The organism is Gilvimarinus sp. 1_MG-2023, from assembly GCF_030548285.1.
The window spans coordinates 120,316-133,771 of the sequence record NZ_JAUOSC010000002.1 but is presented as its reverse complement, the minus strand read 5'-3'; the positions used below and the strand labels follow the sequence as shown (position 1 = coordinate 133,771).

Below are 13,456 nucleotides of genomic sequence, written 5' to 3'. Positions count from 1 at the left end.
TGAACTCCTTGTGGTTTTTGCCCGGGCGCACTTGTTTGCTGATAATAAGGGGCCGTGCCCGATTTCCAGCCGGGTATTGTAGCAGAGTGTGGCGTAAAAAAAGTATCTGAAAGTCTATCCCGAAGGGTCTTTAAGCCTAACCGTGACCTGATTCACCAGAATGCCCTCATACAGCTTTGGTGGTGCTGGTTTGGCCTCCGGCAAGCTTCCATGAGGTTAAGTAGTTTGAGGGCGGGGCACCGTTGTGTGGGTGGTAGTCGTAATGGTGTTGGTCGGTGTTGTTAGGGAGGCGCCCCGAAAGGCCTGAGTATGGGGCGGTTTACGCTGTATTTAGTTGGGCGTAATGAGCATCGTCTTTCAAGGTTTGCCTAATTTTGCCAAGTTCCGCCGGGCTGAGGTAAGCCGAAGCGGCTAGTAAGGTGTGCTCGGCATGCTCTCGCAGAGTTTGGCCTGTCGGAGGTAAGCCCTCACCTGCTACTAGCTCGGCAAAGTACGTTAAAAGCCAGTGCCCGGGCGCAGCGCCCATGTGTTTGTGTACTACCTGGATTCCCTCCAAAGCCACCCAGTAACGCATCTTTAGGGTAATGCAGTCATCGTGCAGCCGGGAGCAAGCCTGAACCTCGTCCACAAAACCAATACGGCCCCGAAAGGCTTTGAATGCTCGCAGCCAATATTCGAAGTCAAAGGCGGTCTTAACGCTTTCATCCAGTGGGCCCAGCAAGTGGTGTGCCGTGCGGGTAAAAAACACGGTGGGCTGACAGATAAAGCAGCTATCGGAAAATCGGCTGTAGCGAGTCTCTGGTGGAAGGGTTGGGTAGCGATCTAGCTCGTTACCCTGTACATCCACATGTATTCCCTGGCCGTAAACCAGCACGTGCCGTTCGGGGCCGCTCAAGGCCGCTACGGCTCGACCGATCGCCCCAGGGGTGTACAGATCGTCAGAGTTAAGCCAGCCAATAAACGTGCCGCGAACGCGACCCAGTGCCTTATTGATGGCGTTGGCAGGGCCTGTGTCGGGTTCTGAAACCCAGCGCAGTCGAGAGTCTTGTGTCTGAATACGCTTCAAGATGTCAATCGTGCCGTCGGTGGAGCCGCCATCGGCGACTATAAGTTCCAAGTGTGAGTGGTCTTGTTCCAGCACACTAGCTATTGAGGCCACGATAAACTCTGCATGGTTATAAGATGGCATCACAATGGAAACGAGAGGTTGCATGAATCAGTTCTTTTGCCAGTTTTGATTGCGGCTATATCGGCAGTGCTCACTTAAGGGCCTGATATTAGCATGTGCACTGGTTGTCAGCGAGTGAGGAAGGTGGAGCGGCATCACATAACGGGGTATTAATGGTGGATAATGACAAGCAACGATGCGCTCGACAACACTTTTGGTGATTATGGGGCACTTTTTAAGAAGAGGTGAAGATACTAAGGGCACGAAGGGTGCTGACTTGTAGTGAGTGCCGTATAATCGCAAGCTTTATTTTATTGGCGGACTGAGAGAGGCTAATGGAGAGGAAAACAACACCCGTTCGGGTCAACAGAATTGTGCTGCATATCGGCACAGAGAAAACTGGAAGCAGCTCTATACAGCATTTTCTCTCGAAAAACCGCGTAGCTCTGGCTGAGGAGGGGGTAGTTTATCCGCGCTTTACTGGGCTACATGGTGGTAGCCAGTGGGGGGTAGTTGCCGCCGTACAGAAAAAGCCTTGGAATTCGGAAATTGGGACTCTCCTTGGTATTCATGATGCAGCTGGTGCTGATGCCTATCGTCAGCAGCTGGTAAAAGCTATTGATGATGAGCTTTTGGCCTGTTCGGGCTGCCATACCCTTATTTTTTCCTCCGAGCACTTCCATAGCCGGCTGAAAAAGCCTGCCAGACTGCGCGAACTCAAAAGCTGGTTAAGCCGCTGGAGTGACAATGTTCAAGTGGTGGTGTATTTCCGTCGGCAGGACCGCGTCGCGATTAGTCACTATTCCACTAAGCTTAAAACGGGGAATTCTGAACCGCCGGTCTTTCCCCCTATAATTGATGATTCGCTGCCGTACTATTATGACTACGAGCGTATTTACGCCAATTGGACTCAGGTATTTGGAGAGAAGTCGGTACAGGCTGGAATATTTTCGCCCAAACACCTAACCGGCGGTGACCTATTGACTGACTTTTGTGAACGGGTTGGTCTCACTGAGACGGGGAAAATAAGGCCGGCCAAAATCAACGAGTCTCTTAATGAAATGGGTGTACAGGTATTGTTGGAGCTTAACCGGCAGTGGCCCAAAAGGGCTAGAAAAGGTATCAATCCTTCGCGTGAGTTGTTGGTGGCGAATATCGCTCGTGAGTATTCAGGGCGTTGTTTTCCTGCCGTACGAGACCAAGCGCAAGCTTTTTATGCACATTTTACCGCCGGTAACGCTCGTCTGGCTAATACGGTCTTCCCCGAGCTGAATGGTCAACTTTTTGATGACGACTTTGATGATTACCCCGAGGTTTTGCCCCCTCAGCCTGAGAATGTAAGCGGGGAAGTACGCCGAAGAATTAGGGCTTGGCGCGCGGCCGCGTTTGCTGAACAGGGGGTTGGGGTCGTCCGTTGGTTGTTGCCAGCGATCAAGTCTCTAAGCAGGGTGGCTCTCAAATTACATTCATTTGTTGTCCGCACGGGTTATATGTTGCGACGAGGCAGATTAATGTCGCCCCCTAAATTACCGCCAGTTATTTTGCATGTTGGGCTTCCTAAAACGGCCACGACGACCCTGCAAGACACCTTGTTCAGTCAACACCCAGGAATTTGTTATCTGGGTAAATACTCATCTATGAGCACGGAAAAAGGGTGTGCTACCGAAGAGATATACCAAGCTCTACAGCCCATCCTGTGGCAGCGTAAAAAACCTACTAGGAAAGCGCTTGTGCGCACGGTATTGAAAGAATATTCCGAAGCGAATGGGGTAGAAAAGCCTATTTTAGGTTCTTGGGAGGCTCTGCTGATTAGACCGCCTACTGAGTTTCAAGCTATGTTACGCGAAGCTCGTGATTTGTTTGGCGATGTACGTGTGGTGGCTACATTGCGCAATCCGCTTAAGCGTTTACCCTCAGCATATTTACACGCTATTAGAGCCAGCGCCCGCAATGGCAAACATTACACCATTCCTGATGGGCATGTATTTATATCCCTCGATGACTGGTTGGCGGGATCACGCCATGGGATGTCGATTCATGACCCTCGTTTTGATTTTGCGGATAACCTACGTTTCGCTGCAAAATTTTTGGGCCGAGACAAAGTGGGTGTCTTTTTGATGGAAGACATGATTGAGGATCGGGAAGCTTTCTTTGCCAGTATTTTACGCTTTATGGGTGTAGAAAATGTTGATGCACAGTTGTTTGAAGACAAACACTTGAACCCTGCATTTACCACCGCCGAGCTTACATTCTTACAGAGCATCGAGGGCTCGAAAGAGGAACGGGAGCGGTGGATGGCGCTAAAGGGTCAAGAGCGTCGAGCGCGTTTACTTGAGATAGCAAACTCGGAAAATAACAGCAAATGTGCCATTGAATTGAGCGAAGCCCAGCGTGAGCTGATTGGGAAACGCAGCCGCGATCTAAACCGCTGGCTGGTGGAAACCTATGACCTCGATCTGGAGCGCCATGAGTACCCATTATGAGTGCCGAGCAGCAGAACAAGCGGCGGATCTTTATTGAATGTACCCACACCTATTTGGCAGGTGGCAGCGGGGGTATCCGCAGGGTGGCGCGCAGTTTATCTAATGTACATACAGAAGCCTCGACCGAGGAAGTACAGTTATTACCGTTGGTTTGGGCTGGGCGCCGTTTTTTGAGCCCACTAAAACCGCTCAATGAGTCCCCACACCCGCTGATGGCGTTGGCCCGCTTTGCGGGGCTTATTACTCGGAGCATAAGTGTAGCGGCACACTGGCCTCTGTTGGCTCCACTCAGAGAGCCGGTAAAGTCGGCCTTGCACAAACTATGTCAGTGGTTACGAGGTGAGTGGCGTACCAGCCAAGAGAAGACGGATGCTAATCAGTCTTCAGAGCAAAGTCCTGAACAAGGGCAGGGCGGTTCGAATTTATTTTATCGGGTTTTTGGTTTGTTAATGTGGCCCTTGGGGTTTCTTTCTGTCAAACCTGTGCACTTTCGCCGTGGCGATATTATTGTGTTGGTGGACTCAACCTGGAATGCCCCCGCCATGCTGGAGACGCTATTCGATGCCAGCGAGCATGAGGGTATCCAGGTTGGAGCCATGTTACACGACCTGTTTCCTCTAACCTTGCCGCACATGTGTCAAGCCAGCACCGTAGCGGGCTACACGGGATGGTTTCAGCAGGTAATCAAAGGGGTCGACTTTTTTATCACTAACTCAGCCGCAACTACTCAAGCCTTAGAGGCTTACCTGCAGGAGTCAGGTCCGGAGAGTGCCCGCCGTTTGCCTGCGGGCAATTTTCGATTGGGGGCAGAAGTGCCTCAGTCTACCGGGTTGTCTGAGGCGAACTCACTACAATCTTTACCGGGATTTGTGGTGCTGGCGGTGGGTACCATCGAGCCGCGCAAAAATTATCAGGTAATTTTGGAAGCGCTGGACTTACTGTGGGATAAACACAATGTGACTCTGGTTATTGTCGGGCGGCCTGGCTGGGCCAATGAAGAGGTTATGGCTCGTCTGCACGAGCATCCGCACAATGGTTTGCGGTTACAACATTTCGACAATGCGAGTGACGCCACCCTGACCGAGTGCTATCAACGTGCGGATGCCTTAGTGTGCGCCTCTTGGGCTGAGGGGTTTGGTCTGCCCGTTGTTGAGGGGATGCGCCACGGTGCGCCCGTGCTGGCCTCGGACATTGAAGCTTTTCGAGAGGTCGGTGGGGATGCCTGCCGCTACTTTGCTCCTGACCAGCCCGAAATGCTCGCGTCAGAGCTGGAGCGATTGATACGACCTTGGCAAGCAGGTACACCAGTGCGCCAAGATAAGTGCAACCTTGCTGTCAACTGGCATGAGAGCGCTGTTCAGTTTCGTCAAGAAGTGCTGCGCTTGGCCGATGCAGCTTCAAGTAGTACTGCTAAGGTATCGGTGGCAGCTCGATCCCAGCAATAATGTGAGGCCTGAGTTTTAGCCGCATTTGCCAGCTCTATACGCAGTGACGGATCCTGAACGATTCGCTGCAAGCCACTGGCAATCGAGTCTATGGCCAGTGGGTCTACCAGTATGCCGGCGGCCCCAGCCACCTCGGGCATGCTAGAGGTATTGGACGTCACAACCGGCAAACCGTACTGTAGGGCCTCAACGATTGGTAGCCCAAAGCCTTCGTACAGCGAGGGCATTACGAGGCACAGGGCATTGCTATACAAAGTGGCAAGTCGGGTATCTGATACCGGCCCTAACAGATGAACGCGCGCTTCTAAATGTAATTGGGCGATCATCGCTTCTAAATTCTCCCCTCCCCAGCCGTAGCCTCCAGCAATCACCAGTGGTGGAAAATTCGGTTGCCTTTGCCCGGCTCTGGCATAGGCCTCCAGCAGTCGAGGTAGGTTTTTACGTGGCTCGGGTGTGCCCACAAATAAAAAGTAACGCTGCTTTTGCAGGGCCGGTGAGTAGTCGGTTAACCGGCTCGGTGCTGGTAGAGCTTCGGCCCCGCTGTGAATTACTCGGGTGCGGGCTTCGGTGTTGGGCCAGTGCTTGGTGATATCGGCCGCGGTCGCGCTAGACACAGCAATCAAACGCTCGGCCTGCGCGGCGGCGCGGGCCATCAGAGTGCGATCTAACATACGAGTACTGCGGCGCAAGGTTTCTGGCACTTGGGCCCAGGCGAGGTCATGAATGGTCACCACGCCGGCGGTGGCCGGTGGCAGCCACAATGGTAGCCGGTGAGCGGGGGCCCAGAAAACATCGGGTTTATCGAGCTTTGCCCAATAGGGTAGTGATAGGGCGGGCGAGAGAATGCGACCCACATGCTCGGGTAGGTGGTCTTGGCGTACGCAGGCCGCTGGTGGTAAATGCGAGCAAGCGTTGGATGATCGTGCGTATAGATACCAGTCTACGTCGCTCCCAGCGCAAGTCATCAACCGCGGCAGAAGGGCACGCAAATAGCGGCCCAAGCCGCCGTTGCTGCCCGATAACAAACTGCAATCGACCGCAATGCGCACAGGCTTGTGCTTACCGGCGGAGCTAGTCATTAGCAATCACCGAAGGTGGTGTAGCGATTATTATGAGGTTTACCATAGCCGAAGCTCATCATAGGTTACGGAGTTGATGTAAAGCTTTTGTGTTCTTTGGGTGAGAGCTCTTTTAGGGCTGGCGGCACTGTACACAAAATTCCGCGCGATGTGACTAAAACGGGTTTTACGCGTTGCAGTGGTGGCGGGCAAGCTGCCTGATGGCCGGGCTTGTCGGCTGTTAGCCAGATAATAGCGTCTACTGAGGCAGCGCTGCGCCGCGAAACCCGATCTTTGTGTAGGTGCGCGGCGTGGGGTAGCAAGCCATATTTAAGGCGCCGTGTAGCAAATTGGTGCTGTTTGCTTTGGGTCACCACAAGTACTTGGCGCGGCTCCTTACCTAGTAAAGCGTGCGCTTGGTCCGCCAACTGTATAATAGTAGCGTCGCCGTCGATATCTAAGGCTTCGTGGTCGGTGGTGCTTGTGTAATGGTCTTGAGTCGCTAAAGCTTGCTGGTAACTGTTGTGAAGCCAGCGCGCATCTAATACCAACCACGCAAACAAGGCCGCGCCAAGTAGGGGGCGCAGAGGCGGTGCGGCACCAGTGAGCAAGCGCAGGGTAAGCCAGGTAAACAATACCCAGATTCCAGCGAGCATCGTTAGTGAGGGCAAGCTCTGCGTTGAACTCAGTTCGGTGCGGTTAATCGAGATTTGATTCCAAAGTCTAGGGGTGAGCCAGTCGGCGGCTGTTACTTTCAGCAAGCTTAGAGGCGTTGCTGCCTCGAGGTTCAGCTCGGTAAGCCTCAAGGATTGATCGGGATTGGGATAGAGTACTAATCCTATTTCGATAATTTCACCTTGCCAGTTGCTATCATCGCTCAGAACAACAGGCCCGGAGCCGAGATCCACGCTGCGGGTAAACCCCTCACTGGGCTTGGTTGCAATGCGCCAAAACAGGGTGTGCTGGCTTTGCTCGGTGCCATCGATATTTACATCTAAAAGGTCAAAATCTTCAGCGGTTACGTGTACCGGGCCGGTGCTTACGATGGCATGCCCTTCGTGGGCCTGAGGCAGTATTAAACGGCCATAGAGCGGGCGCATTGGTCCATCTATCACACGTAAGTCTTGTGCCTTAAAGTTCTTTGTCGGTGCGGGTGTGCCGCCAACGTTAGCACTGAATAGTAACCACGCCCCAAGCGCGAGCAGCAGGCCCAACAATCCAGTTAAAAGTGCAACGATAATGGTACGCCACTCATGTCGGCTTGATTTCGTATCAGTACTCGTACCTGCGATACAGGCCAGCGCGAAGATCAGTAAAGGTGAAATTTGCAGCAGCAATCGGCTAGCGGCTGTGCCCACCCAGGCGCCAGCATTGGTCGCGCCGAACAAAAGCAGCTGACTGGTCAGCAAGATGGCGAATAATAAGCCTAAGGTTTTAGCGGCTTTACGCGCCCCGGAGCGAGGGAGTAGCGCAAGTAGCAAAGCTCCGGGGACTATATACCAAAGCAGGTGCCAGCTATCAGAGAGCCATAAAAGTTGTCCATAGCGGGCAAAATCAAACTGCAGTTGCAGTTCAAGATCGGTAAAGCCTAGCGCTAAGCATCCTAAAAGCAGCGCCCCAATCAGAGTTAGGGGGGCGAGTTTTATCTGTTTTACTCGCAACAGGCCGATCAGTATAAGCCCACAGGTTAGCCAAATAATGGCATCGTGCTTGACCAGTAGGCCCATTGCCAGTGCTGTCAGTCCCAGCAGAAGTTGGCCTCGGTGTGCCTCTAGCTGCCCGCGAATGATAGCTATTAAGCCCAGCCCGCTAAAGCCGGCCAGCCATAGGTCGGCGTAGCCTGCAAGGCTGATGTGCGTGAGTACTAACGGTAGCGTTAATAGAAGCCATGCGGTTAGGGGCCCCGCTAGGCGCTGGCGAGTGGTGGCTACCGCCTGGCCCCACAAGGCTAGCCCCAAAGCGATGGCCGCTGGCAGGGCAGGCCAGGTGACTCGGTTTTCCTGCCAAGCGCCCAGAACACTGGCCAGCCACCATGATTGAGATGGCACTAGCCAAGGGTAGTGGTGGCCTTGCACGGTATAGTTAATACTGTCGGGACGGCTGTGCTTGAGCGACAGTAAGTCTATCGGTCCGCCGTTAAAGTACCAGGTTTTGGCCGTGTACATCCAAGTTTGCCAAGCATCCCAAGGGTACACGGGGCGCCAGTATAGTTCGAAGGCGGCAAAGCCTAAGTGAAGCGCGATTAAGATCACCAACAGGCCTGTTAACCAGCGCTCGCCTTGAGAGGTGGGGGGCAGTGACAGAAGTGCCGCATCGGGTAGGTGCCTGGCAGCCCACTTTGCGCCGTAGCCAGCTGCCACGGTTAGGGTTGCTAGGCACAGTAGCAGCCCTGTCGTTGTCGCCAGCCAGGGTAGTAGTGCGGCGAGGAATGCGCAGGCGGTTAATAGGGCGGCGCCAAGAAAATACCCATAACCCAGCCAACCAGTGATAGTAAGCCCCAGTTGTGCACGTGCTGGCCGTAATGCTATAGCCCCTGCCAGCCAGGGCAATAGCAGAGCGATGGGCAATAGCAGGGTGTTCATGGGTTGGGTATGTTGTCGTCGCTGTTGGCGCGCTGCTGGAGATTGCCTTCCAGTATGGCGACCCGTTGAATTAGTCGCTGCAACTGGACTTCTTGGCGTGCTTGATCAATGTCCATTAATAGAATTTTGATTACCAACACGGCAATAGTCGCCACTATGGCCAGTATCGGTGGGTAACCAATGCCGATCACTTTGGCTAGCCAGTCTACGACGGGTGGGGCAAGGCCCAGACCCGCGAATGCAACGGCTACCAGTAACCAGAAAACTCCGTGGCGCACATGCAGTTTGTCACGGCGGATTAAAAATAAAATCGTTGTCGCCACCAGTAAACCGATAGTAGCGCTTATCCATAAAATCATTTTTTGTTCTCCGTTTGCGTGCCTAGCTTGCGCTTGGAAAGCCCTAAAATTAAGGTTTGCAGCATGTAGCGGCCGACCACAAGCCAAGAGTGGAAGATTCGTGAAGACCCTTCACCGCGCTCTTGCATCTGAACAGGCACATCGAGAAGCTTAAGTCCTGCGGCCTGTAGGCGTAATAGTACGCCTACATCCTGATAGTCCAATAAGGTGGCGCGTGCATCTGCGAGCACCATTGAGGCTTGATGATTGTACACCCTGAAGCCGGAGGTGATGTCTTCCATGCGCAGGCCCGAGGTTGTTTTCATCATCATCCAAGCGACTAGGCGCAGGCGAGAAACACGCTCGGGGCAGGTGCCGATGGCGACATCCGTATAGCCTTTTATAACCGGTTCTAGCAAAGTGGATAGTGAATCTGGTTCGTGCTGACCATCGGCGTCTAGTGTTGCTACGATGTCACAGCCTTGCTGCAGTAAATAACGAATGCCGGTTTGTGTGGCACCCCAAGCGCCCAGCCGGACGGCCAGTGGTAGTACCTGTGCACCGGCTTGTGAGGCGATAACTACGGTATCGTCCTCGCTGCAATCATCGACCACAACAACGGGGTAGTGACACTGATTGCGTAAAGCAGCTATCACCTTGCCGATAGAGTCGGCTTCATTCAGTGCGGGAATGACAATGCCCACTTTGGGTGAAACACTGGCTTGTGCGGTCACGTAAAATCCTATTTAGAGCGCGCTTTTTGAAAACGAGGGAGTATAGGTGAAGCGATAAGGATATTCTATAGGGCACTGCTCACAATTGCCTGTGTTCATGGGCTTTGGGGCGTTTTTTCACGAGGTGCGCTATGCCAATTCGCTGTAGATTTTTGCTATTGTAGCCGCCGAGGCGTCTATGGTGAATTTTTCCCTAAAACGAACCAAGCCAGCATCCCCCATGGCTTGGCAGAGCTTCCGGTTTTCTGCTAAGTGGTCCAAAGCTTCAGCGAGCGCGCGCGTATCGTTAGGTGGAACGACTAAGCCGTTGATATTGTGCTGTACAACCCAAGGCATACCGGTACCCGGTACTGCGGTGACGACACAGGCTTTCTTTCGGGCCATGGCTTCCAGCAGGGCTACGCCGAAAGCTTCGGAGCGCTCGATCGAGGGCAGGCACAGACAGTCACAGTCCCTCAGCTTCTGATCCAGCTCGCTATCTGACACACCGCCCAACAAAGTTACCCGGTCGCTCAGTTGTAGCTGTTCTATCAATGCGCTGAGTTCGTGTTTTTGCTCGCCGTCGCCGATTATCTTCAGGTTGACCGCCGGGCAATTAACCAGTGCGCGCAGTAATACATCAAACCCTTTGTAATAGGTGAGCCGGCCTACGGCTAATACCCGAAGCGGTGATGATTGCTCTGGTGGCGCGGTAGATTCGGTGCTTGCCAGTGTGGGTTCGGGAATGCCCAGAGGCACCACCCGGCAGCGTTCCCAAAAGGGTTTTAGCGCCGGGCTGCTTTGTTTATAGGGCGGTGAGGTGGCAATAATTATCGTCGCGCGCCCTAACACCCAGCGCTCAAATGGTCGGTACAGGTGGTAAAACCATCGGACGCCCCGGTGCAGTGCCCCTACTGGTACATCGGCGTGCCAGTGTACAACCCAGGGAATTTTCCGGGCGCGCGGTAACAGCAGTGCCCAAAAGGCTGAAACATTGGGCATGTGCAGGTGCAAAACTGTGGGCGACTCGTCGCGTAACACTCGGTTGAGGTGCCAGGGAAAGCTAGGGCTAATGGGGGTGAACAGAAGATTGGCCCACACGCCGGCGCGAACAATCTTGGGGCCAACCGTTTGGGTTTCTTCGGTTCGTGTGTTCCCACTTTTTGGGGAGCAGTGCACCATTGCTAGACAGCGAACCCCACGCGCCTGAAGGGCAGTCAGTAAATCACGCAGGTAAGTTTCCATGCCGCCGCGGTGAGGCGGGTAAAACTTGCCTATATGCAAGGCGGTGGTTGGCGGAGGTTTTGATTTCAAGGGCTCGCGTCCGTTCATTAATGCGTCTGAGTGTAATGTTAAGGGTAAAGGGGCTGTCTGTCTGTGGGATGCCCTAATGGTGAGTATTAAGGATGTTTAACAATGCCCCATTTTTGCAGTAGTTGAGTCAGCGGCGATGACGAACTGGTTTCTGAAGTGGGTTTAGCGGCATGGGGTGCACCTTGTGCCAGTTTTAAGGTTTGAGATTCACCAATTCCACGGCAATATTCCCAAGCGGTTATCCAGCTGTCCAGCCCTCGGCCGTAGCGGTCCGCACGCTGGCGAGCCTTGGTTAAGACTGTGTTTTTCTCCGTTTGGTCAGTATCAACACCTTGCTGGCAACGTGCCAGAAGTAGCTGCATGTCTTTGGCTAAATACTCGGGCGGTTGTAGTGTTTTCAGGTTGCGAATTAACTGGTGGGCCATTGCGCTGCGGTCGCCGGTTATGTAGCGCTGGTAATCGGTCGCTAAGGTTGACTCGGGCGCCTGTGCAAAAACCTGAAGGGATTGGCCTAGCCACTGTAGGCGTATTTTGGGGTTGGCGCTGGGAGCCTGGTGACGCAATTTGCCCAGGTAGCGAGTGAGCAGGCGGTTGGCAGGCATTTGCGTGGGGGTTAACAGTTTATCGCGATTAAACTGACGCTCTTGCTCAGGTGTATGCTTGAGCATCCACGGAAGCTGGGCGAATAAACAATCTGGGTATACGCCGCAAGCCAGTTCTGCAAATATCGCGTCTTCGCCACGACCATTGGGTGTGGTCGGTGGCATCAATTCGCTGTTATCTATTCCCACCAAAGGGGTTAGTAGTATGTGGTAGGGCAGCAGTTGATTGCCTTGGGGTTTGCGTGCTATTAAGCGTCTGGACGTTAATTGGCGGTAGTCATTTTCGCTTTGTTGCCAAGGAGCTAGCACTTCCGGTGATTGAGTAAACAGCCAGCTAGCTTCCCCAGTGCCGGGGTCGCCAAGAATACCGTTGACAGTCATCTTCACTTTCGCGCTCGGCTGTAGTGTTTGTAGGTTGGCGCTAGTAATGCAACTCCAAAAGGTCTTTGGGTTAGAGGTTTGGTCTACCATGGTGGGCAACGACTGGCCCAGCCAGCGGCTATGCTCTGCCAGCGGGTCAAGCTCAAGCGTTGCCCAAGCGCTTTCCATGGCCTCGGAGCTGGGGTATAAGTGCCAGCAGGCATCTTCTTTCTGGCTGCCTCCCATTTGGGTGTTCCCGGTCTCTGCTGCATCCAGCGGATCTCCGTAAGGCGTTAATTGTGCGTCGTCGTCTAGAATGGCGGTATTGGTTCCAGCGCTCAATAATAAGGCGGTATTAAAGGTGGCTCCGGCAGTCATATCGGGGTCGTCAGGGTCACCATTAAGCCACCAGCGTAAGTCCTCTGTGTTGGCGGCTGATGCTGCCGCTATGGCGTCCGCCAGATGTTCCCTATCCTCCCGGGTCACATGAATTAATATTGGTGTTACAACCTTGCGATAATTGGTTAAAAGAGTTCGGGTGATCGCTACATCGGACTCTTGGCGAGCATCATCTATCACGACCAGGTTGCGAACCGAGATCGCCGCACCTCCAGGTTGCAAGCTTTGCAGTAAACGCTCTAGCGCTTGGGGGCAGCAATAGGTACGCACATAAAGGGTGGTAATGCTGTTGTCGGAGATAGATGTTGGCTCTGGCTCTGTTGCGGTGGGCTCAGCATAATGTTGCGATAGTGTGTCCGCGTCTACCAGCAGCCCTTGCTCTACCATATGCTGCAAACCTTGGTGTAGTTGCTGGGCGTGGGGCTGCAATTGCGGCATTTGTTCAATGGCTAAAGCAATGTGTTGATCGAGGCTACGCCATCGGTCACATAAAAATAGCATTTGCACGAGTGTTTCGTGCAGCGGCTGGGCCTGGCGGCCGTTGCGAGGAAGTACCATTCTTTCTGCCTCGTGCAGCGGCCAGCTGACGAAGGGAAGGGCAATATATTGGGTCGCGGCGCTGGCGGGTGTCTCTTGCGCAGCCATAAATATCCTTTTCGTTGATGGTTACTGGGCTGGGCAGCCCGAATTCGCTCAGTATGCTACCCCGTGTGCGCCTAAGTCAGCAAGTCTGGGCGGTAAAACTGGAGACTAAAATACGGTTCTGAAGTTGTGAATAAAATTGATATTAATAAGAGTGTGAGTGTTGGTGTGGATGCCGCCCGAAGGATTGATTCTACAAATACAAGGCATAGGCCCCAGTTCTAATCACCATCTATCATTCAGTGGGTACTCAAATTATTCATCCCGAATGTTAAGCAAGCCCATTGCTTGATCGATAAGATCACAAACTGTGATGCTTTGCACAAAACTCCGATGGTGGTACTCTGTTCTC

The 13,456-nt window shown here is 53.3% G+C and carries 9 protein-coding genes; 2 read left to right on the top strand and 7 right to left on the bottom strand.

Features of this window, described 5'->3' with window-relative positions; translation table 11 throughout:
• Nucleotides 1–319 precede the first annotated feature (319 nt).
• Nucleotides 320–1,213, bottom strand: coding sequence for a glycosyltransferase family 2 protein (locus Q4563_RS03485; protein WP_442903701.1), 894 nt, complete (start codon nucleotides 1,211–1,213; stop codon nucleotides 320–322).
• A 290-nt stretch (nucleotides 1,214–1,503) separates the two neighbouring features.
• Between Q4563_RS03485 and Q4563_RS03480 the strand changes: the two genes are divergently transcribed.
• Both Q4563_RS03480 and Q4563_RS03475 read left to right on the top strand, forming a co-directional pair.
• Nucleotides 1,504–3,651 carry a hypothetical protein gene (locus tag Q4563_RS03480; protein ID WP_303603610.1) on the top strand — a complete coding sequence of 716 codons (2,148 nt, stop codon included), beginning with the start codon at nucleotides 1,504–1,506 and terminating at the stop codon, nucleotides 3,649–3,651.
• Complete coding sequence (locus Q4563_RS03475) at nucleotides 3,648–5,096, top strand: glycosyltransferase family 4 protein (RefSeq protein WP_303603609.1); 1,449 nt, start codon at nucleotides 3,648–3,650, stop codon at nucleotides 5,094–5,096. Before Q4563_RS03480 ends, Q4563_RS03475 begins: the two co-directional genes overlap by 4 nt.
• Here Q4563_RS03475 and Q4563_RS03470 read toward each other — a convergent pair.
• The 6 genes from Q4563_RS03470 to Q4563_RS03445 all read right to left on the bottom strand — a co-directional run bounded on the left by Q4563_RS03470 (nucleotide 5,018) and on the right by Q4563_RS03445 (nucleotide 13,107).
• A complete protein-coding gene (locus Q4563_RS03470; protein WP_303603608.1) occupies nucleotides 5,018–6,175 on the bottom strand; it encodes a glycosyltransferase family 4 protein in 1,158 nt (385 codons plus the stop codon). The two genes, Q4563_RS03475 and Q4563_RS03470, sit on opposite strands and share 79 nt — an antisense overlap.
• 65 nt (nucleotides 6,176–6,240) lie before the next feature.
• The gene (locus tag Q4563_RS03465; protein ID WP_303603607.1) at nucleotides 6,241–8,736 is read right to left on the bottom strand and encodes a hypothetical protein; all 2,496 of its coding nucleotides are present in this window, start codon (nucleotides 8,734–8,736) and stop codon (nucleotides 6,241–6,243) included.
• Nucleotides 8,733–9,095 (bottom strand): DUF2304 domain-containing protein, encoded by a 363-nt coding sequence (locus Q4563_RS03460; RefSeq protein WP_303603606.1) that lies wholly within the window; start codon nucleotides 9,093–9,095, stop codon nucleotides 8,733–8,735. Before Q4563_RS03460 ends, Q4563_RS03465 begins: the two co-directional genes overlap by 4 nt.
• Entirely contained in the window at nucleotides 9,092–9,808 is a 717-nt protein-coding gene (locus Q4563_RS03455; protein ID WP_303603605.1) for a glycosyltransferase family 2 protein, read from the bottom strand. Before Q4563_RS03455 ends, Q4563_RS03460 begins: the two co-directional genes overlap by 4 nt.
• A 129-nt stretch (nucleotides 9,809–9,937) precedes the next feature.
• Entirely contained in the window at nucleotides 9,938–11,101 is a 1,164-nt protein-coding gene (locus Q4563_RS03450; protein ID WP_303603604.1) for a glycosyltransferase, read from the bottom strand.
• 86 nt (nucleotides 11,102–11,187) lie between these two features.
• Complete coding sequence (locus tag Q4563_RS03445; protein WP_303603603.1) at nucleotides 11,188–13,107, bottom strand: hypothetical protein; 1,920 nt, start codon at nucleotides 13,105–13,107, stop codon at nucleotides 11,188–11,190.
• Nucleotides 13,108–13,456 lie beyond the last annotated feature (349 nt).